The following is a 20,537-nucleotide window of genomic DNA, read 5'->3' as shown; positions in this document are numbered from 1 at the left end:
TTCAGTCTCGTTCGCCGACGGCGAGCGACACGGCGAGCAGCGCGCCGCCTCCGCTCACGACGACGTCAAACGCACGCTGCGGCCCGTCGAGCCGCAGCGTGTCCATTTCCTGCAGTGCGTAGTGCGCGCCGTCGATCTCGACGCCGACCGCGCCCGTCGCGCAGAACAGCAGCACGGTATCGGCGCGCTCGGCGCGGTGCGTGCCTTCGGGCCACACGTCGACCGTCCCGCGCGCAGCCGAACGGCGCGTCATCAGGTTGAAGTCGCGCGTCGCGCCGTCGTGCAGCGTCGCGTCGATCGCCGTCTCGCCGGCGAAGTCCGCACGCGCGAGCGGCGCGTCGAGTACGTGGCGCGCGCCCCCTTCTTCCGCGAGCGTCATGCCCGCGCCGGACAGCAGCACGAGCGTGCGGTCGATGCCTTCGAAACGCGAGAACGGCCCGGCCGCGCCGACGTCCGCGACGCTCACGCGCCATGCGAACGCATCGAGCGCGGCGCCAGGAGGAAACGCACCGATCTCGCGCGTCACGCCGCCGCCGTTCTTCCACGGCGACGCGACGAGATCCGCCGCGCGGATCATCGTCGCGTTCACCGGCGCCTGGTCGAGCGCCGTCATGCTCAGCGGCCGAGCATCGGCAGCTTCAGGCCGGCTTCGCGGGCCGTCTGCTGCGCGAGTTCGTAGCCGGCATCCGCATGGCGCATCACGCCCGTCGCCGGATCGTTCAGCAGCACGCGGCCGAGACGCTCGTGCGCTTCGGCGGTACCGTCGGCGACGATCACGACGCCCGAGTGCTGCGAGAAGCCCATGCCGACGCCGCCGCCATGATGCAGCGACACCCACGATGCGCCGCCTGCGGTGTTCAGCAGGGCGTTCAGCAGCGGCCAGTCGCTCACGGCGTCCGAACCGTCCTTCATCGATTCCGTCTCGCGGTTCGGGCTCGCGACCGAACCGGTGTCGAGGTGGTCGCGGCCGATCACGATCGGGGCCTTCAGTTCGCCGTTCTTCACCATCTCGTTGAACGCCTGGCCGAGGCGATAGCGATCCTTCACGCCGACCCAGCAGATCCGCGCCGGCAGGCCCTGGAACGCGATGCGCTCACGCGCCATGTCGAGCCAGTTGTGCAGGTGCGGATCGTCGGGGATCAGCTCCTTCACCTTCTGGTCGGTCTTGTAGATGTCTTCCGGATCGCCGGACAGCGCGACCCAGCGGAACGGGCCCTTGCCTTCGCAGAACAGCGGGCGGATATAGGCCGGCACGAAGCCCGGGAAGTCGAATGCGTTCTCGACGCCCATTTCCAGCGCCATCTGGCGGATGTTGTTGCCGTAGTCGAGCGTGGCGGCGCCGCGCTCCTGCAGCGTCAGCATCGCGCGCACCTGCACGGCCATCGACTGCTTCGCGACCTTCACGATGCTCTGCGGATCGACCTTCTGCGCTTCGCGCCATTGCGCGACGGTCCAGCCTTGCGGCAGGTAGCCGTTGATCGGGTCGTGCGCGCTCGTCTGGTCGGTCACGCAGTCCGGCGTGATACCGCGCGTCACGAGTTCCGCGAACACGTCGGCCGCGTTGCCGAGCAGGCCGACCGACACCGGCTTGCCGGTGCGCTTCGCTTCGTCGATCATGCCGAGCGCTTCGTCGAGCGTCGTCGCCTTCTTGTCGACGTAGCGCGTCTTCAGGCGGAAGTCGATGCGCGTCTCGTCGCATTCGACCGCGATCATCGAGAAGCCGGCCATCGTCGCGGCGAGCGGCTGCGCGCCGCCCATGCCGCCGAGGCCGCCCGTCAGGATCCATCGGCCCGACGGATCGCCGTTGAAGTGCTGGTTCGCGACCGAGAAGAAGGTTTCATAGGTGCCCTGCACGATGCCCTGGCTGCCGATGTAGATCCAGCTGCCGGCCGTCATCTGGCCGTACATCATCAGGCCCTTGCGGTCGAGCTCGTGGAAGTGATCCCAGGTCGCCCAGTGCGGCACCAGGTTCGAATTCGCGAGCAGCACGCGCGGCGCATCCTTGTGCGTGCGGAACACACCGACCGGCTTGCCCGACTGGATCAGCAGCGTCTCGTTCTCTTCGAGATCCTTCAGCGACGCGAGGATCTGGTCGTAGCATTCCCAGTTGCGCGCCGCGCGGCCGATGCCGCCGTACACGACGAGCGCGTGCGGATGCTCGGCGACTTCCGGATCCAGGTTGTTCTGGATCATCCGGTAGGCCGCTTCGGCCAGCCAGGTCTTGCAGACCTTCTCGCTGCCGCGCGGCGCGCGGATCGTGCGGGTCGGATCGAGACGGGGATCGATGTGTTTCGGATGGTTCATGACGACTGCTCCCGAAGGAAAATGACTATCAAATAGGAATCAGAAATGCCCGGTGAAGCGATAACGGCTGCCGGGGTGCCACAGATTCGCCACCGAGGCGACGACGCCCTGCGACCAGGTGCGCCGATGTAAAACCAGACACGGCTCGACGTCGTCCATCCGCAGCTGCTCGCGCCGCTCGGGCGCCGGAGCCGCCGCTTCGATCCGGTACTCGACGCGCTGCAGCGGGGCCGCGCGCATCAGGTACAGGTTCGGCGTCGTGTTCGTAAAATCCTGCTCGGCATAATCCGGCGCGACCGCCGGATTCACCCACCGTTCCTCGAGCTGGACGGGTTCGTCATTCTCGAAGTGCAACACCTGCGAATAAAACAGCTTCGCGCGCACGGCCATCTGCATCTCGTCGGCGAGCGCCTCGTCGGCGCGGATCGTCTCGAGGCCGAGCACGCTGGCGCGGTACGCATGCCCGCGCGCGTCGACCTCTTCCGAGATGCTGCGGATCGCGACGAGCGTCGACTCGTACTTCGGCCGCGCGACGTAGGTGCCGGCGCCCTTCATGCGCGTCAGCACCTGCTCGGCCGTCAACTCGCGCAACGCGCGGTTGACGGTCATGCGCGCGACCTTGAACTCGCGGGCCAGTTCGTTCTCGGAGGGCACCTGGTCGCCCTCCGCCCACTCGCCGGCGTGAATGCGGCCCAGGATGAAATCCTTGATCTCCTGGTAGACCGGCGCGCTCATGGGCTTACTGTTCCGATGCGAACGAGAACGGCGCGACCTTCGCGAACGCGCGCTCGCCGACGAGCTTCGCGATCACCGCGATGTCCGGTGCGAAGTAGTGGTCGAGCTCGTAGTGCGCAACCTTGCCGCGGATCGTTTCCATCACCGGCGCGAGCTTCGGGCTCGTGTGGTACGGCGCGCGCAGGTCGACGCCCTGGGCGGCGGCCAGCAGTTCGATCGCGAGGATGTGCTTCGTGTTGTCCGCGATGTCGGCGAGCTTGCGCGCGGCGAACGTCGCCATCGACACGTGGTCTTCCTGGTTCGCCGAGGTCGGCAGCGAGTCGACCGACGCCGGGTGCGCGAGCGTCTTGTTTTCCGATGCCAGCGCGGCCGCCGTCACGTGGGCGATCATGAAGCCCGAGTTCACGCCGCCGTCCTTCACGAGGAACGGGGGCAGGCCCGACAGCGTCGCGTCGATCAGCAGCGCGATGCGGCGCTCGGCCAGCGCGCCGATTTCCGCTGCGGCCAGCGCGAGGTTGTCGGCCGCGAATGCGACGGGTTCAGCGTGGAAGTTGCCGCCCGACAGCACTTCGCCGGTATCCGGGAAGATCAGCGGGTTGTCCGACACGGCGTTCGCTTCGACCAGCAGCACGTCGGCTGCATGGCGCATCTGGTCCAGGCACGCGCCCATCACCTGCGGCTGGCAGCGCAGGCTGTACGGATCCTGCACCTTGTCGCAGTCGCGGTGCGACTGGTTGATCGGCGAGCCTTCGAGCAGGTCGCGGTACGACGCGGCCGCGTCGATCTGGCCTTGATGGCCGCGCAGTTCGTGAATGCGGGCGTCGAACGGCTTCACCGAGCCGGCTGCCGCGTCGACCGACAGCGCGCCCGCAACCAGCGCGGTGCGGTACAGGTCTTCGATCGCGAACATGTTGTCGAGCGCCAGCGCGGTCGACGCCTGCGTGCCGTTCAGCAGCGCCAGGCCTTCCTTCGCCTGCAGCGTCAGCGGCGCGAGGCCCGCGACGCGCAGACCGTCCAGCGCGCTGGCGCGCTCGCCGCGGATGAACACTTCACCGACGCCCAGCAGCACGGCCGACATGTGCGCGAGGGGTGCCAGGTCGCCCGATGCGCCGACCGAGCCCTTCACCGGGATCAGCGGCAGCACGTCGGCGTTGAACAGCGTGATCAGCGCGTCCATCACTTCGCGACGGATGCCCGAGTGGCCGCGGCCGAGACTCGACAGCTTCAGTGCCATCAGGAGACGCACCGACGAGCGCGCCATCGGCTCGCCCACGCCGACCGCATGCGACAGCACCAGGTTCTTCTGCAGCAGCTCGAGCTGGTCGTGCGGGATGTGCGTGCTGGCCAGGCGGCCGAAACCCGTGTTGATGCCGTATGCGGGCTCGCCCTTCGCCGCGATGTCGGCGACGGCCTTCGCGCCCGCGTCGATCTTCGCGAAGCTCGCCGGGTCGAGCTTGAGCTGCACGGATTCGCGAGCGATCTTGCGCAGTTGCGGAAGGGTCAGGTGGCCGGGGGTCAACGTAATCATGTGAGCAATCCTGTCTAGACAAGTTCGGGATGGATTGCAGTGTAGCCACCGCGACTTGTCTAGACAACCTGTTTTTCATAATTCCGACTCGGGAGTTTCCCTGATGTCCGGCGCGGCGCGCCGGAGCGGCCAGACAGGCCTCGCAATTAACATATGTTGCAATTATTTTGTCTTTGGCAACATACGAATCGACGCATCCCTACGATCCGCCCACGGAGATCCGCCATGACCATCCCGCCCCGGTTGACCACCCTCCTCGGCCGCGGCCTGCTCGTCGCCGCGTGCGCGCTCGCGTGCGGCGCATCGCTCGCCGCGGAACCGCTGTCGGGCACGCTCGAGAAGGTGCGGCAAAGCGGCCTGATCTCGATCGGCCATCGCGAGACGTCGGTGCCGTTCTCCTATGTCGACGCGAGCGGCAAGGTGATCGGCTTCTCGCAGGACCTGTGCGACCGCGTGATCGCCGCCGTGAAGGCGCGCACCGGCAAGCCCGACCTGCAGGCGCGCTTCATCCCGGTCACGTCGCAGAACCGCATCCCGCTCGTGCAGAACGGCACCGTCGATCTCGAATGCGGGGTGACCACCAACCTCGCCGCGCGTCACGCGCAGGTCGCGTTCTCGACCACCTTCTTCGTCGCGACGACGCGCCTGCTCACGCGCACGAGCTCGGGCATCCGCGACTTCCCCGATCTCGCCGGCAAGACGGTCGTGACGAACCAGGGCACGACGTCCGAACGCCTGCTGCGCAAGATGAACGAGGAAAAGAAGATGAACATGCAGATCATCAGCGCGAAGGACTACGGCGAGGGACGCCTCACGCTCGAATCGGGTCGCGCGGCCGCGTACATGATGGACGACGTGCTGCTCGCCGGCGTGCGCCAGCTCGCGGCGAAGCCGGCCGACTGGGCGATCGTCGGCACGCCGCAATCGTCGGAAGCGTACGGGTTCATGCTGCGCAAGGACGATCCGCAGTTCAAGGCGCTCGTCGACGGCGTGCTCGTGCAGCTGATGAAGAGCGGTGAGATCAACGCGCTGTACGACAAGTGGTTCATGAAGCCGGTGCCGCCGAAGGGGCTCGCGTTCGAGTTCCCGATGAGCGACGTGATCAAGGCGCGCTACGCGGCGCCGAACGACGTACCGCTCGAATGAGCGTCGCGCGCTGAAACGCGGTCAGCGCGCCCACGCGACGCACGCCGCGTAACCGGGCGCCGCGTCGAGCCAGCCCGCGTCGAACGCGGCCACGCCGGCGGCGGGCGCGGCCGGCTCGACGATCGTCGTCGCGGGCGTCGCCGCATCGCGCGGCGGCACGACCGCGAACGCGCGCAGCCCGCCGACGATGCCGGTGCCGAGCGCCTTCAGCAGCGCCTCCTTCGCGGCCCACACGCGCATGAACGCGTCCGCGCGGGCGGCGAGCGGCAGGCCGTCGAGATACGCAGCCTCGGCGGCCGCGCACACTTCGCGCGTCAGCGCACGCCAGTCGGTCGTGCGGTTGCAGCTTTCGATATCGACGCCGACGCGCCCCGTCGCCGCCCACGCGATGAGCGCGTGATCGCCCGCGTGCGACACGTTGAAATCGAGCGACGCGCGATGCGCGGGATCCAGCGACGGCCGTCCCGATGCGTCGACGACGATCGCGACGTCCTTCGGCGCGACGCCGAGCGCCGCACCGAGCACGTCGCGCAGCGCGGCGCGCGTCGCGGCACTGCGCACCGCATCCTCGTGCCGCAGATAGCGCCCGGCACGCGCCCGCTCCGCGTCGCTCAGCGCCGCGTAGGCCGGCGATGCGAGCGGCACGCGCCAGTCGAAATCGACGCGCGCGACCTGCACGCCGGCACGCGACGCGGCCGGCGGCACATCGAGCAGGTGCACGCGCCACGCGCGGGACAGGTCGTCGGCAATCTCGGAATCGGGTGGAATGGACATCGGCACGCGGCAGCCAGGCGAACGAAACGTTCGATGTTAATCGATCGTACGGGACGGAGACCGACGCATCGCGACCGAGATCGTCGGCAGCGGCAGCCGGTGCAACCGTCTCATCGACGCGATGGCCGGGCTGCGCGCGCGTTCACCCGTGCGCGACGGCACCCGGCACGCCGCTTCCCGCCAGCCGCGCACGCTGCGCCGGATGGCGCGCGTGGACGCGGCCCGGCGCATCGGCCGGCAGCGCGCCGTGTTGCAGCCAGTCCAGCGCAACGGGCCACAGCGTGTCGGTGAAGCGGCTGTGGAAGAACGCGAAGTGGCCGATCGCGTCGACGCCGATGTCGCGCGGCGCGATCCGCAGGTGCGTGACGTCGCTGCCCGTGTAGTAGCCGACCAGCCGTTCGATCGCGTCGACCGTGCCGAACCCGTCGTCGTCGAGGCCGATCGCGAGCATCGACGCCGGCAGCCGCGCGAAGCGGGCCGGCAGCGCGGCGCGGCTCGCCGCGGGTTCGGCGAGCAGGCCGTGCGTGAAGGCGTCCTCGAAGCGCGGTTGCGCGCGCACCCACGACAGCGCGACGCCGCGCGGCGTGTCTTCCATCCAGCCGAGCCGCTTCGCGGGCACGTAGCCGAATACGGCCGCGAGCGCCGGCATCGCGACGTGCCATTTCCACCACATGCGCCGCCGCTCTTCCGGCCGATAGTCGCGCCAGTACGCATACTGCGCGCCCACCGTCACCACGTGACGCACGTACGCGTTCGACGCCGCGAGCCCGAGCACGCAGCCGCCGATGCTGTGCGCGACGACGTCGAGCGGCTGGCCCGGAAATGCATCGCGCGCGTATTGCAGCGCGGCCTCGCAATCGAGCCGCCCCCAGTCGAGCCAGTTCGCGCGCAGCTTCGCGAGCCGCGCGGGGCGCGAGCCGCCGATCCCGCGATAGTCGTACACGAGCACGTCGCGCCCCTGCGCGAACAGCCAGGCCGCGAAACGGAAGTAGTAGTCGCAGCGCACCGACGTCGCGCAATTGACGACCGTCACCGGCCGCACGGTGCCGCCGCGGTGGCGCCACACGTAACCGCGCAGCGCATAACCGTCGGCCGCGATCAGCGTCACGGGCTCCGGCGGCAACGCGCCCGCCGGGCGCCCCGCTGCCTGATCCGCCGCGCACGCGGCCCCGCCTGCTTCGTTCGAAATCGTCATCGTGTCTCCTGTGCGGCGCCGCCTGCCCGGCGCCCGCCCGATCGGCCAGCCTCCATTGAACTTGACGCGCCGGACGTTCTCAACCAATCTTGCTGCTCCGTTCGCATGAGCCCTACGCATGTCAACGCCGCTCGTCCGTCTCCCGTCGCTGGACCTCGTGCGCGGCTTCGTCGCCGTCGGCCGCCGCATGAGCATCACGCTCGCCGCGCAGGACCTGTGCGTCACGCAGTCGGCGGTCAGCCGCCAGGTGCACGCGCTCGAGGCGCATCTCGGCGTCGCGCTGCTGCAGCGCGGCTATCGCAAGATCGCGTTCACGCCGGAAGGCGAGCGGCTGTTCCGCGCCGCCGATGCGGCGCTGCTCAGCCTGCAGGACACCGTCGCGTCGCTCGCCGCCGCACGCGAGCGGCAACCCGTCACGATCACCGCGAGCATCGGCGTCACCGCGCTGTGGCTGCTGCCCAGACTCGGGCGCCTGCAGGCGCGCCTGCCCGACATCGACTTGCGCGTGGCCGCGAACGACAAGGTACTCGATTTGCGCGCGGAAGGCATCGACCTCGGAATCCGCTACTGCCCGCGCGAGCGCGCGCCGGCCGGCGCGCTGCACCTGTTCGACGAGATCGTCGTGCCGGTCGCGCACCCCGCGCTGGCCGCCCGGCCCGTCACCGACGCGGCGGCGATCGCCGAGCACGTGCTGCTCGAATTCGACGGGCCGCCGCAAACCCGGCTGCAGTGGCGTGCGCACCTGCACGCGGCCGGGCTCGGCGACGCGCGCCCAAAGGGCGTGCTGCGCTTCAACCAGTACGACCAGGTCATCCACGCCGCGATCGCCGGCCAGGGCGTCGCGCTCGGCAGGCTCGCGCTCGTCGCGCCGATGCTCGCCGACGGCCGGCTCGCGGTGCTCGGCCCGCACTCGCAGGCGTTGTCGGATGCGTACGGCTACTGGCTGTTCCGGCACGATCCGGCACCGCGCCGCGAAGTCGCCGACGTGCGCGACTGGATTGTCGCGGAAGCGGCCGAATGCGACGCGGCGATGCGCGCGTACGACGTGGCGCAGCGGTAGTCGCGAGCGAAATTCTGCATCGAGCCGGCGCCGGCGCGGTCTTGCGCACGTACATGAACGCCGCCACGGGCAATGCACCGACGCCCCGTCCCCGCTGCATCGGCCGCCTGTCACGCCGGCTGCATGCGGCGCAGCGGCTTCACGCATCCGGCGTGTACAGCCCGCGTCGCCGACATCGTGTCCGAACCGCATCGCATTCCCCGCACGCATGCGAACGCGACCGAATGATTGCTTGAGCGGCCGGCGGCCGGATCGTCTAATCGGATCGAACGCGGCCGCCGCGCCGCACGCATCCATCCGGAGACACGCATGACCCCGATCGAACAAGACGCCCGGCGCCGCTGGCTGCCGGTGCTCGCGGGCGGCCTGATCATGGGCGCCGCGCTCGGCATCCGTCACGTGCAGGGACTGTTCCTCGCCCCCGTCACGCTCGACCACGGCTGGTCGCGCGAAGCGTTCGGCCTCGCGCTCGCGCTGCAGAACCTGATCTGGGGCATCGCGCAACCGTTCACCGGCATGATCGCCGACCGCTTCGGGTCGGTGCGCGTGATCGTCGCAGGCATGCTGCTGTACGCGGCCGGGCTCGTCACGATGGCGTTCGCCGCGTCGGCCGGCGTGTTCACGGCCGGCGCGGGGTTCGTGATCGGCGTCGCGCTGTCGGGGTCGGCCTTCGCGTCGATCTACGGCGCGCTGAGCCGCCTGTTTCCGCCCGACCGGCGCGGCTGGGCGCTCGGCGTCGCCGGCGCGATCGGCGGGCTCGGCCAGTTCTGCATGGTGCCGGTCGCGCAGGTGCTGATCGGCGGCATCGGCTGGCAGCATGCCTTCGTCGCGCTCGCCGTCGTCGCCGCGCTGCTCGCGCCGCTCGCCGTGCTGGTGCGCGACCGGCCCGCGCAGGCCGCAAGCCGCGCGGACGGCCCCGACCAGTCGATCGGCGCGGCGGTGCGCGAAGCGTTCGCGCATCGCGGCTTCTGGCTGCTGAACGCGGGATTCTTCGCGTGCGGGTTCCAGCTCGCGTTCATCGCGACCCACCTGCCCGCCTACCTGCTCGATCACGGCCTGCCGGCGCGCCACGCGAGCGTCGCGCTCGCGCTGATCGCGCTGACCAACGTGGCCGGCACCTACGCATGCGGCCATCTCGGCAGCCTGCTGCGGCGCAAGTACGTGCTGTCCGTGCTGTACCTCGTCCGCGCGCTGGCAATGGCCGCGTTCGTTGCAGCGCCGTTGTCGCCCGCGAGCGTCTACGTGTTCGCGGCCGTGATGGGCTTCACGTGGCTCGGCACGGTGCCGCTGACCAACGGCGTGATCTCGCAGGTGTTCGGCGTGCGCTACATCGCGACGCTGTTCGGCTTCGTGTTCTTCGGGCACCAGCTCGGCAGTTTCTTCGGCGTCTGGCTCGGCGCGCTCGTGTACGACGCGACGCATTCGTACCTGCCGCTGTGGATCGGCTCGATCGCGCTCGGCGTGCTGGCCGCGCTGCTGCACCTGCCGATCGACGACGCGCGCGTCGCGCGGCCGGTGCCGGGCAAAGCCGCATGGGCGTGATGCGTGCGGCGCTGGCCGCCGGCGCGCTCGCGTTCGTCGCGTGGTGCGGCGCGGCCTACTTCGATTCGGGCGTCGCGCTCGCGCTGCTCGAGCACGCGGCGTTCTGCGACTGACGCGGCGAACCGCGCCGCGCGCAGCGACGGCCGGTCACGCCTAGCGACGCTTCGGCAACGAGGCCAGCGCATCGAGCGCGCGACGGCGCGCGCCGTCGTGATCGACGATCGGCGCCGGATAGTCGACGTCGAGCCGCACGCCGGCCGCCGCAAGCTCCATCGGGGATGCCTCCCACGGCGCGTGGATCGTCACCGCGTCGAGGCCCGCGAGTTCCGGCACCCAGCGGCGCACGTACGCCCCTTGCGGGTCGAACTTCCGGCCCTGCGTCACCGGATTGAAGATGCGGAAATACGGCGCGGCGTCGGCGCCGCAGCCGGCCACCCATTGCCAGTTCGCCGGGTTGTTCGCGGCATCCGCGTCGACGAGCGTGTCGTGGAACCAGCGCTCGCCGGCCCGCCAGTCGATCAGCAGATGCTTGACGAGAAACGATGCGACGACCATCCGCACGCGGTTGTGCATCCAGCCGGTCGTCCACAGCTCGCGCATCCCCGCATCGACGAGCGGGTAGCCGGTCAGCCCGCGCTGCCACGCGCGCAGCGTGGCAGGATCGTCGCGCCACGGCATCGCGTCGAACTGCGCCCGGAAGTTGTCGGTCGCGAGCGCCGGGAAGTAATACAGCAGCACATGGCTGAATTCGCGCCAGCCGAGTTCGCTCAGGAACTTCTCGGCGCCGGCCGCGCAGGCCGCACCGCCCGCCTGTGCCGCACCCTGCACCGCATGCCACACCTGTCGCGGCGACACGTTGCCGAAGCGCAGGCACGGCGATAGCCGGCTCGTCGCCGACCGGTCGGGCCGGTCGCGCGTATCGGCATAGCCGGTCAGCGACTCGATGGAAAACGCGTCGAGCCGCGCCTGCGCGCCGGCTTCGTCGGGTGCCGGCCAGGCGTCGCGCAGGCCGCCCGCCCAGTCCGGCGCGTGCGGACGCAACCCGAGCGCGTCGAGCGTCAGCGCGCGTTCGCGCACGCCGGCCGGCCACGGATGAAACGCGATCCGCTCGGGCTCCGGCAGCGGCGCCGCCACCGTGCGATCGCGCCGCACCGCGCGCCAGTACGCGGTGAACACCTGGAACGGCGTGCCGGCGCCCGTCAGCACGTCCCACGGTTCGTTCAGCAGGCTGCCGTTGCTGCTCTCGACCTCGAGGCCGCGCGCCTTCAGCGACGCCTTCAACGCCGCATCGGCATCGCGCTGCGGCTGCGCATAGCGGCGGTTCCAGTACACCGCTGCCGCGCCCGTGTCCTGCGCGACGCGTTCGATCTCGCGCGGCGCATCGCCGCGCAACAGCAGCAGGCGTCCGCCATGACGTGCGAGCGCCGCATCGAGTCCGGCGAGCGACCCATGCAGCCACCAGCGCGCCGCCCCGCCGAGCGCGCGCCCCGCGCCTTCGCCCGTGTCGTCGACGTACACGCATACGAGCGGCCGGCCCGACGCGACCGCGCGCGTCAGCGCGGGCTGGTCGGTCACGCGCAGATCGTCGCGGAACCACACGATGGCAGGAGCAATGGTCGACTTCGCTGGCACGGGCACCTCGAGCAGGAAACTGAAGAGTGACCGGTATTGTCGCGGCAGGTTCGCGCGATGTCGACGTTCGAACCGCACGGCGTACCGCGCGCGTGCGTCGCGTACCGACGCCGACACCGGATCGCCGGCCCGGTGAAAGGCCTTAGTCCGTTCCGACGATTCTTCGCCGCACGCACCGGCCTACGCTCGATGTCGGGTTCGCCGCGATGTGCGACGCGCGCCGGCCGCCGGTCAGCCCCATGCATTGCACGGCGCGTTCGCCATGCCCGCCGGCGCCGGCGCGACCCGTTCCGGCTGTCGCGGCGCGTACCCGCCCGTGCGGGCGCAGCCGCGGCCCCCTCCGCTCCCTCACTCACATTCGATACCCGCCATGACCAAACCAGCCAATCTCGTCACCTCGATCACCGTCGCGATCGACGCCCCCGCTGCCGTCGTCTGGGAAGTGTTGACCGACTTCCCGCGCTACGGCGAATGGAACACGTTCTGCGTCGGCCTCGAGACGACCGGCCGTATCGGCGACTTCGTGCACATGCAGGTGCGCATTCCCGGCACGGAGACGGTGATTCCCGTCAACGAAATCCTCGTCGCTTGCGAGCCCGAGCGCCTGCTGTCGTGGGAGCAGCGCCCGACCGACGCCAACAAGGACGCCGCACGCCGCGACCAGTACGTCGAAGCCGACGGCGCCGAGCGCTGCCGCTACTTCACGACCGACCAGTTCCTCGGCCTCAACGCGGAAACGATCATGCGCGAGCACGGCGGCTGGGTGAAACAGGGGTTCGACCAGTGCGCGCGCGACGTGAAGCAGCGCGCGGAAGCGCTGCATGCGGCCCGCCGGCGCAAAAGCGCGTGACGGAGCGCAACCGATGCCCGACCTGCAGACCCTCTTCGATCATCACGACATCCGCGAACTGATCGTCGCGTACTCGAGCGCGATCGATGCACGCGACTTCGACGCGCTGGATGCCGTGTTCATGCGCGACGCGACGATCGACTATCGCGCGATGGGCGGCATCGCCGGCACGTATCCGGACGTCAAGGCGTGGCTGCGCACCGTGCTGCCGCAGTTCCCGCAGTACCAGCACATGGTCGGCAACCTGTCGATCACGCTCGACGGCGACACCGCGCGCGGCCGCACGATCTGTTTCAATCCGATGGAAGTCGCGCTGCCGGACGGCGGCACGCAGGTGATGTTTCTCGGGCTGTGGTACGTCGACCGGTTCGTGCGCACCGCGCAGGGCTGGCGCATCGCCGAGCGCGTCGAGGAACGCTGCTACGGCCACAACGTGCCGGCCGTGCTTGCGAACGCGACCGGCTGAACACCGACACGTCGCACGACGCGCGCGCCGTGGCATCGCCGCACGGCGCGCGTGTCGCAGGCCCTCGGTTCAGTCGAGACGGAACGCCGCTTCGAAGCGCGCGGCGAACGCGTCGAACTCGGTTTCCGGCAGATGGTTGATGCCGCCTGCGCGCTTGCGCCCGCCGCCGGTCGGGAAGCCGCGGCAGAATTCGTCCGCGCCGAGCGCCCGGCCGTCCGGCACGCGCACGCTGACCACGAACCCGCCCTGCGCGCGCGGCGACAGCACCGCGAGCGCCGCATGCGGCGCATTGCGCATCCGCTCATTCGCGAGCATCCCCGTCGCGCGCCGCGCCCACGGATGATCCGGCATCCTGATCAGCGTCGCGCCCGGCACGTCGCGCAGCGGCGCGAGTGCGCCCGCGAGCGCCATGTCGTCGCGATAGCCGTCGCGCAGCGCGGCGAACACCGGCGTGTCGCGCACGAAGTCGAGCGGATCGACGCACGGCAGCATCGCGTCGGCCAGCACGGCCGGATCGAAATGCAGGTCGCCGACGCATTCGCCGTAGGCGTTGTAGTTCAGGTAGAGGCCGAGTTCGGCCAGCGTGCCGCGTTCGGCTGCGTCGATCCCGTATTCGCGCGCGAGCGCGTCGCCGAGCGCCGGCAGTTCGTCGCCGAACGCCGCGACGATCGCCCAGCGCACATGCCGGCCGCCGAGACGGCGGTTCACGAGCGCGCTCGTGCAGACGTCGGCGGCCGTGTCGATATACGCGTCGAAACGCGGATCGCCGGGCAGCTCGCCCGCGAAGTGATGGTCGAAGTAGCGGACCGCGGCGCCATCGCGCAGCAGCCGCGCGCATGCGTCGCGGTTCTGGTCGTGCGACACGTCGAGCACGGTCACGCGGTCGCCGGCCCGCGCGTCGATGCGCTCGAGCAGCCTGATGTCGCGCTTCACGCCGGTCACGAGCGTGCCGCGTTCGCCCTCCGCGAGCCGCAGCTGCTGCAGCGCGCACAGGCCGTCCGCATCGCCGTTGAACGCGAAGAAGTGGCGCCCCTGTTCCTGTTGTCGTTCCTGCATGATCCGTTGCTCCGTCCTCAGGGCATGAAATCGCCGCCGTTCGCGTCGAGCGTCGCGCCGGTCACCGCGTTCGCGTAATCCGACGCGAGGAACAGCGCCGCGCGCGCGCAGTCGTCATCGGTCGGCAGCTTCGCGAGCGCGATGTTCGACGCGATCGGCGCGATGATCGCTTCCTCCGTCGTGCCGTATTCGGCGGCCGCCTGCCGGAAATACGTCTGCGTCGGCACGCCCCACATCCAGCCCATGTGGATGCTGTTCGCGCGGATCCCGTGCACGCCGAGCTCGCGCGCCAGGTATTTTGCCGCAACCGCGAGCGCGCCCTTCGATACAGCGTAGCCCGCTTCCCCTGCAAACGGCTTGCGGGTCGCCTGCGAGTTGATCATCACGATCGCGCCGCGCTTCTGCCGCTTCATGTGCGGCACGATTTCCTGCGTGAGCGTCATCGTGCCGAACACGTTGGTGTCGAACACCGCGCGCCAGCCGTCGAGATCGGCTTCCTCGACCGCCTCGGGGAACGTGCCGTGCGCGAACGCGCTGTTCACGAGCGCGTCGATCCGGCCGAAGCGCTCGACCGCCTGCGTCGCGAGCTGCCGGCACTGCGCGCGCTCGGCGATGTCGGTGCGCACCTTCAGCACGTCGCACGCGACGCCGAGTGCGCGGATCCGTGCTTCCGCATCGTCGAGCTTATCCATCGTGCGTGCCGCGACGACCACGCCGCGCGCGCCCTCGCGTGCCGCCTCGACGGCGAGTTTCACACCGAGCCCCGGCCCGATCCCTGAAATCACGACGATCTTGTCCTTCAGCAACATGGGTTGTCTCCTGGTTGTCGTTCGTCTCGCGGGCGCGCCGTCAGCCAGCCGCCCGCAGGTGCCGCGCGCGATACGCGGCGAAGTCGTGCGCCAGTTGCGCATCGGTGAAGCCGAAGCGCGCGATCGAGTAATCGTGCGCGGCGCGCTTGTCGCGGCCGTTGCGCGCCATCCAGGCCGTCATCGCCGCGCGCTGCGGCTCGTCCAGCGACATCTCCGCGAAGCGGTACACGGCTTCGGCCACGCCGAGCGGATCCGACACCGTGTCCTCGAACCGCACGTCGAGAAAGCGCTCGGCCGGCAGCGCGTCGCGCGCCGTCATCGCCGCGCCGATCGCGCGCGCCATGCCGGCGTTCCACTGCGCGCCGACCGTGCGCGGATCCGGGTCGTCCGCATACATCTGCCACAGCGTGTGCGCCATGCTCGCCATCGACGGAATCGTCTGCGCCGGGTCGCGATGCGTGAGCACGACCTGTGCCCGCGGAAACACGCGGCACAGCACGTCGAGCGCATGCAGATGCTGCGGCGTCTTCAGCAGCCAGCGCGCGGCCGGCGCAACGCCGCGTTGCGCCTTCTGCCACTGCAGGAACTGCAGCATCCGCTTCAGGTACGTGTAGACCGGCGTCAGGTCCTGCTTCGCGAGCCACGCCGTATAGCCCGGCACGTTCGCGTACGAATCCATCGCGCACACGAACGAATGCTCCATCAGCATGAACTCCTCGTCGGCGAGCATCGCGTCGAGCGGATGGATCGCGAGGATCTGCGGAATGCAGTCGATCATCGTCGCCACCTCGGCCTGCGCGCGCACGATGCGCACGCTCGGCGCGTCGAGCGTCTCGCCGGCGAGCGGCGCCGGATAGCGCGTTTCCCACCACGCGGCCGAATAAAAGCGCGGATCGACCGCGAGCAGCCGCTGCAGCAGCGTCGTGCCGGTGCGCGGCAGCCCGACGATCACGAGCGGATCGTCGATCTCGATGTCGGCGATCTCCGGATGACGGCCGAAGTAATCCTCGATAACGAGCCGGTTCACGAGCTGGCCGACGAGTTTCTCGCGCATCATCGCCGCGCCGCGCGCCGACAGCTTCGCTTCGTCGATCAGCGACGCGCACATCACGTCGAGCGCCTCACGATACGGGCCGTCGCCGAACGCGGTGAGGCCGCCCGTGCGCGACACGGCCTCGTCGATCAGCGCGTCGGCGTCGAGCTGCGTGCGGATCGGATCGAGCGGCGCGGTCATGCGGCCTCCTTCAGCGCGGCGAGCTTGACGACGCGCGTGCGCGGATGCACCGGCTGCGCGGCGCCGACCCAGCGCCAGCAGATCGTGCCGGTGCGATGCCCGGCCGTATCGAGCCAGTTCGCACCGCCCGGCCGCGACGCGGCGACCACCACCGTCACGCCGCCATCCGCATTCAGCCGCGCGCTGTGCTTGTTCACGCAGATGTCGAAGTGCCGGTAGTCGAGCGACTCCATCCAGTAGTTGTTGAGCTGCACGTTCCAGAAATCGCAGTCGGGCACCGTGTCGACGTCGATCACGAGCGCCTCGTCGTCGGCAAGCGACCAGCACGAGTGGTAGTAGTAGATGTTCGGATCGCCGCCGACCGACTGGCACAGCGCCTGGTCCGCAGGCGGTAGCGCGTTCACGTGCGAGCCGTAGCTCGCGGCCCAGTCGGCGAACAGCTTCGCCGTCTGCTCGACGAACTGCGCGGCGCGCGTGAGGCCGCCCTGCAGCACGAGCGGGTCGAGCGGCGCAGGCCGGTCGTGCGCGCCGATGCGTTCGATCTGCAATTGCGCGGGCGTCTCCGAGCGCCGGTCGAGGAAAGTCTGGCGCACGAGCAGCGCGTTCGTGCCGGGCTCCATGCGCACCCAGTTGCCCCCGCGCGGCGTTTCGCTCAGCACGATCTCGAAGCTGCCGTCCGGCGCGATCTCCAGCTGCTTCGCGTCGAGAAACCCGGTCTGCAGCATCTTGCCGTCCGTCTCGTAGCCGCCCTTCTGCGTGCCGAAGCTCAGGTACGCGACCGTGCCGCGCCGCCCCGTCACGCGATATTCGCAGCGGCCGTCGAGGCGCGCGTACTGGTACAGGTTGTCCGGATTGTCGGCGCCGATCTTCGCGGTCTCGTGCGACGGCGAGAAGAAGCCGGGCCACGCGCCGTCCGCGAACTCGACGTGCATTTCGAGCGCGATGCGCATCAGCCGGCTCAGGTAGCGGAATCCTTCCGCACGCGTGAGCGGATCGTCCGGCGCCTCGGCGCGCAGGATCTGCTCGCCGCTGCGTTTCAGGGTGTCGCAGAAATCGGCCCAGGTCTGGCCCGAAAGCAATTGCGTGGCGCGTGTGTCGTCCGTCATGTGTCGTCTCCGCCGATGGTCGAGCGCTCACCTTAAGCGAGCGCCTCGCGCGCCACTTCGTCCGGGTGGACTAAGGAAAGATCCGCTGCCCGCCGCACCGCGTGTTAGTCCACCCGGACGAAGAACGGCACCGCCCTCGCTCGATACCGTTGGCGTCATGCACGAAACGCCGCACATGTCGCGCGGCGCCGGCATGCAACAAGGAGACGAACGATGTTGACCCACTTGGAGCGACTGGAGGCCGAAAGCATCCACATCATGCGCGAGGTGGTCGCGGAAAGCGAAAACCCGGTGATGCTCTATTCGATCGGCAAGGACAGCTCGGTCATGCTGCACCTCGCGATGAAGGCGTTCTACCCGGCGAAACCGCCCTTTCCGCTGCTGCACGTCGATACGACGTGGAAGTTCCGCGAGATGATCGCGTTTCGCGACGAGACGGCCGCGCGCCTCGGCCTCGACCTGCGCGTGCACGTGAACCCCGACGGCGTCGCGAACGACATCAATCCGTTCACGCACGGCTCGGCCGTGCACACCGACGTGTGGAAGACGCAGGGGCTCAAGCAGGCGCTCGACCACTACGGCTTCGACGCCGCGTTCGGCGGCGCGCGCCGCGACGAGGAGAAATCGCGCGCGAAGGAGCGCATCGTGTCGCTGCGCTCGGAGCAGCACCGCTGGGATCCGAAGCGCCAGCGTCCCGAACTCTGGTCGCTGTACAACGCGCGCAAGCGCCGCGGCGAAAGCCTGCGCGTATTCCCGATTTCCAACTGGACCGAACTCGACATCTGGCAATACATCCGGCTGCACGACATTCCGATCGTTCCGCTCTACTACGCAAAGGAGCGGCCGGTGGTCGAGCGCGACGGCGCGCTGATCATGGTCGACGACGAACGCCTGCCGCTGCGCGAAGGCGAAGTGCCGCAGATGCGCAAGGTGCGCTTTCGCACGCTCGGCTGCTATCCGCTGACGGGCGCGATCGACAGCGACGCGAGCTCGCTCGACGACATCCTGCAGGAGATGCGCGACACGCGCACGTCCGAGCGCCAGGGACGGCTGATCGACAGCGATTCGGCCGGTTCGATGGAAAAGAAGAAACAGGAGGGATATTTCTGATGGCACACGTACTCACCGCCCCCGAAGCACTTGCGCACACGACGCCCGACACCCACGCCGACGATGCGCAAACGAAGGACCTGCTGCGCTTCATCACGTGCGGCAGCGTCGACGACGGCAAGAGCACGCTGATCGGCCGCCTGCTCTACGAATCGAACATGCTGTTCGACGACCAGTTGACCCAACTCGAAGCCGATTCGAAGAAGGTCGGCACGCAAGGCGGCGAACTCGATTTCGCGCTGCTCGTCGACGGCCTGTCGGCCGAGCGCGAACAGGGCATCACGATCGACGTCGCGTACCGCTTCTTCGCGACCGCGCGACGCAAGTTCATCGTCGCCGATACGCCCGGCCACGAGCAGTACACGCGCAACATGATCACCGGCGCGTCGACCGCCGATCTCGCGGTGATCCTGATCGATGCGCGCAAGGGCGTGCTCACGCAAACACGCCGCCACAGCCATCTCGTCGCGCTGATCGGCATCAAGCGCGTCGTGCTCGCGATCAACAAGATGGACCTGGTCGACTACGACCGCGCCGTGTTCGAGCGTATCGACGCCGACTACCGCGCGTTCGCGGCCGAACTCGGCCTCGACGAAATCGTCAGCATTCCGATGTCCGCGCTGCGCGGCGACAACGTGATCGCATCGAGCGCGCGGATGCCGTGGTACGCGGGCCCGCCGCTGATGCGGCATCTCGACACGCTGCCGCTCGTCGAGCGCGTGACGCGCGGCGAACCGTTCCGGCTGCCCGTGCAATGGGTCAACCGTCCGCACCTGAACTTCCGCGGTTATGCCGGCAGCATCGCATCGGGCGAAGTGCGCGTCGGCGAACGCGTGCGCGTGCTGCCGTCCGGCAAGGAGAGCCGCGTTGCGTCGGTGATCACGCCGGCCGGCGAAGCCGATGTCGCGCGCGCCGGCGAAGCGGTGACGCTCACGCTCGCCGACGAGATCGACGTGAGCCGCGGCGACATGCTCGCGCGTGCCGACGCGCCACCGGAAGTCGCCGACCAGTTCGAGGCGACGCTCGTGTGGATGCACGACGAACCGCTGCTGCCGGGCCGGCCGTATCTCGTGAAGCTCGGCACGCAGACGGTCGGCGCGACCTGCGCGACGCCGAAGTACAAGATCGACGTGAACACGCGCGAGCATCTCGCCGCGCGCACGCTCGCGCTGAACGAGATCGGCGTGTGCAACCTGAGCTTCGACCGGCCCGTCGCGTTCGATCCGTACGACCTGAATCGCCACACCGGCGGCTTCATCGTGATCGACCGCTTCACCAACGACACGGTCGGCGCCGGGATGCTGCACTTCGCGCTGCGCCGCGCGCACAACGTGCACTGGCAGGCCGTCGACGTCGACCGCGACGCGCGCGCGGTGCAGAAGGCGCAGACGCCGCGCATCGTATGGCTGACCGGGCTGTCGGGCGCGGGCAAGTCGACGATCGCGAACCTCGTCGAGCGGCGCCTGCATGCGCTCGGCAAGCACACGTACCTGCTCGACGGCGACAACGTGCGGCACGGCCTGAACCGCGATCTCGGCTTCACCGAGGCCGATCGCGTGGAGAACATCCGGCGCGTGGCCGAAGTCGCGCGGCTGATGCTCGATGCCGGGCTCATCACGCTCGTGTCGTTCATCTCGCCGTTCCGCGCGGAACGCGACATGGCGCGCGCGCTGGTTCGTCCCGACGAGTTCGTCGAAGTGTTCGTCGACACGCCGCTCGCGGTCGCCGAGGAACGCGATCCGAAGGGGCTGTACAAGAAGGCGCGCAAGGGCGAACTGAAGCACTTCACGGGCATCGACTCGCCGTACGAGCCGCCGGCGCAGCCGGAACTGCGCATCGATACGGTGGCCGAGTCGCCGGAGGCCGCGGCGGAACGCATCGTCGCGTACCTGCTGCGCGAACGCACCGCGTAAGCGGCGCCAGCGCGACGCACGCTGCGTCGCTCCGGCACGGCCCGCGTCGTCTACTCCGTTCGGATGACGCGGGCGGC

Annotated in this window: 18 protein-coding genes and 1 pseudogene; 8 read left to right on the top strand and 11 right to left on the bottom strand. The window is 69.5% G+C overall.

Going from position 1 to position 20,537, the window contains the following annotated elements:
- Position 1 precedes the first annotated feature (1 nt).
- From U5A56_RS06330 to hutH, 4 genes are read right to left on the bottom strand one after another with little or no spacing between them, the layout of a single operon-like run.
- Positions 2 to 613 (bottom strand): HutD family protein, encoded by a 612-nt coding sequence (locus tag U5A56_RS06330; protein WP_321921456.1) that lies wholly within the window; start codon positions 611 to 613, stop codon positions 2 to 4.
- Positions 614 to 615: 2 nt separating this feature from the next.
- Positions 616 to 2,304: a urocanate hydratase gene (gene hutU, locus U5A56_RS06325; protein ID WP_044847653.1), complete on the bottom strand. Its 1,689-nt coding sequence runs from the start codon at positions 2,302 to 2,304 to the stop codon at positions 616 to 618.
- Between the two features lie 39 nt (positions 2,305 to 2,343).
- Positions 2,344 to 3,039, bottom strand: coding sequence for a histidine utilization repressor (gene hutC / locus U5A56_RS06320; protein ID WP_044847652.1), 696 nt, complete (start codon positions 3,037 to 3,039; stop codon positions 2,344 to 2,346).
- A 4-nt stretch (positions 3,040 to 3,043) separates the two neighbouring features.
- Entirely contained in the window at positions 3,044 to 4,567 is a 1,524-nt protein-coding gene (gene hutH / locus U5A56_RS06315; protein ID WP_044847651.1) for a histidine ammonia-lyase, read from the bottom strand.
- A 225-nt stretch (positions 4,568 to 4,792) separates the two neighbouring features.
- Here hutH and U5A56_RS06310 point away from each other — a divergent pair, with 225 nt between their 5' ends.
- Positions 4,793 to 5,713 carry a glutamate/aspartate ABC transporter substrate-binding protein gene (locus U5A56_RS06310; RefSeq protein WP_321921454.1) on the top strand — a complete coding sequence of 307 codons (921 nt, stop codon included), beginning with the start codon at positions 4,793 to 4,795 and terminating at the stop codon, positions 5,711 to 5,713.
- A 21-nt stretch (positions 5,714 to 5,734) separates the two neighbouring features.
- On the opposite strand, the gene U5A56_RS06305 is transcribed toward U5A56_RS06310, so the two are convergent.
- Both U5A56_RS06305 and U5A56_RS06300 read right to left on the bottom strand, forming a co-directional pair.
- Positions 5,735 to 6,487 (bottom strand): 4'-phosphopantetheinyl transferase family protein, encoded by a 753-nt coding sequence (locus U5A56_RS06305; RefSeq protein ID WP_321812603.1) that lies wholly within the window; start codon positions 6,485 to 6,487, stop codon positions 5,735 to 5,737.
- Between the two features lie 142 nt (positions 6,488 to 6,629).
- Positions 6,630 to 7,682, bottom strand: a complete 1,053-nt coding sequence (locus tag U5A56_RS06300; RefSeq protein WP_321921453.1) for an alpha/beta fold hydrolase — start codon at positions 7,680 to 7,682, stop codon at positions 6,630 to 6,632.
- Between the two features lie 118 nt (positions 7,683 to 7,800).
- On the opposite strand from U5A56_RS06300, the gene U5A56_RS06295 reads away from it, so the two are divergent.
- From U5A56_RS06295 to U5A56_RS06285, 3 genes are all read left to right on the top strand, one after another.
- A complete protein-coding gene (locus U5A56_RS06295) occupies positions 7,801 to 8,742 on the top strand; it encodes a LysR substrate-binding domain-containing protein (RefSeq protein ID WP_321803855.1) in 942 nt (313 codons plus the stop codon).
- Positions 8,743 to 9,051: 309 nt separating this feature from the next.
- Positions 9,052 to 10,284: an MFS transporter gene (locus U5A56_RS06290; protein WP_321921451.1), complete on the top strand. Its 1,233-nt coding sequence runs from the start codon at positions 9,052 to 9,054 to the stop codon at positions 10,282 to 10,284.
- Positions 10,275 to 10,397 carry a hypothetical protein gene (locus U5A56_RS06285; RefSeq protein ID WP_044847646.1) on the top strand — a complete coding sequence of 41 codons (123 nt, stop codon included), beginning with the start codon at positions 10,275 to 10,277 and terminating at the stop codon, positions 10,395 to 10,397. The genes U5A56_RS06290 and U5A56_RS06285 overlap by 10 nt, the downstream gene beginning before the upstream one ends.
- Before the next feature lie 40 nt (positions 10,398 to 10,437).
- Here the strand turns inward: U5A56_RS06285 and U5A56_RS06280 are convergent, their stop codons facing one another.
- Positions 10,438 to 11,916 (bottom strand): deoxyribodipyrimidine photo-lyase, encoded by a 1,479-nt coding sequence (locus tag U5A56_RS06280; RefSeq protein ID WP_321921449.1) that lies wholly within the window; start codon positions 11,914 to 11,916, stop codon positions 10,438 to 10,440.
- Positions 11,917 to 12,286: 370 nt separating this feature from the next.
- Here U5A56_RS06280 and U5A56_RS06275 point away from each other — a divergent pair, with 370 nt between their 5' ends.
- Positions 12,287 to 12,766 carry an SRPBCC domain-containing protein gene (locus U5A56_RS06275; RefSeq protein ID WP_257775708.1) on the top strand — a complete coding sequence of 160 codons (480 nt, stop codon included), beginning with the start codon at positions 12,287 to 12,289 and terminating at the stop codon, positions 12,764 to 12,766.
- 13 nt (positions 12,767 to 12,779) lie between these two features.
- Positions 12,780 to 13,232 carry a nuclear transport factor 2 family protein gene (locus U5A56_RS06270; protein WP_321921446.1) on the top strand — a complete coding sequence of 151 codons (453 nt, stop codon included), beginning with the start codon at positions 12,780 to 12,782 and terminating at the stop codon, positions 13,230 to 13,232.
- Positions 13,233 to 13,301: 69 nt separating this feature from the next.
- Here U5A56_RS06270 and U5A56_RS06265 read toward each other — a convergent pair whose 3' ends face one another.
- Genes U5A56_RS06265 through U5A56_RS06250 form a run of 4 tightly spaced genes read right to left on the bottom strand, consistent with a single transcriptional unit; the run spans position 13,302 to position 17,437 of the window.
- The gene (locus U5A56_RS06265) at positions 13,302 to 14,288 is read right to left on the bottom strand and encodes a hypothetical protein (RefSeq protein ID WP_044847643.1); all 987 of its coding nucleotides are present in this window, start codon (positions 14,286 to 14,288) and stop codon (positions 13,302 to 13,304) included.
- 17 nt (positions 14,289 to 14,305) lie between these two features.
- Complete coding sequence (locus tag U5A56_RS06260; protein WP_321921444.1) at positions 14,306 to 15,097, bottom strand: SDR family oxidoreductase; 792 nt, start codon at positions 15,095 to 15,097, stop codon at positions 14,306 to 14,308.
- A 40-nt stretch (positions 15,098 to 15,137) separates the two neighbouring features.
- Positions 15,138 to 16,331, bottom strand: a complete 1,194-nt coding sequence (locus U5A56_RS06255; RefSeq protein ID WP_321921443.1) for a sulfotransferase — start codon at positions 16,329 to 16,331, stop codon at positions 15,138 to 15,140.
- The gene (locus tag U5A56_RS06250; RefSeq protein WP_321921441.1) at positions 16,328 to 17,437 is read right to left on the bottom strand and encodes a DUF1214 domain-containing protein; all 1,110 of its coding nucleotides are present in this window, start codon (positions 17,435 to 17,437) and stop codon (positions 16,328 to 16,330) included. Before U5A56_RS06250 ends, U5A56_RS06255 begins: the two co-directional genes overlap by 4 nt.
- A 189-nt stretch (positions 17,438 to 17,626) precedes the next feature.
- Here U5A56_RS06250 and cysD point away from each other — a divergent pair.
- Both cysD and cysN read left to right on the top strand, forming a co-directional pair.
- A pseudogene (gene cysD / locus U5A56_RS06245) lies at positions 17,627 to 18,547 on the top strand (sulfate adenylyltransferase subunit CysD); the annotation flags it as partial.
- Positions 18,547 to 20,460 carry a sulfate adenylyltransferase subunit CysN gene (gene cysN / locus U5A56_RS06240; protein WP_321921439.1) on the top strand — a complete coding sequence of 638 codons (1,914 nt, stop codon included), beginning with the start codon at positions 18,547 to 18,549 and terminating at the stop codon, positions 20,458 to 20,460. The pseudogene cysD and the gene cysN, both read left to right, overlap by 1 nt.
- The last annotated feature ends 77 nt before the right edge of the window (positions 20,461 to 20,537 follow it).

Source organism: Burkholderia sp. BCC1998 (assembly GCF_905339875.1).
Classification (GTDB): Bacteria; Pseudomonadota; Gammaproteobacteria; order Burkholderiales; family Burkholderiaceae; genus Burkholderia.
The sequence above is the reverse complement of the archived record's forward strand: the minus strand, read 5'-3'. Positions and strand labels throughout refer to the sequence as shown.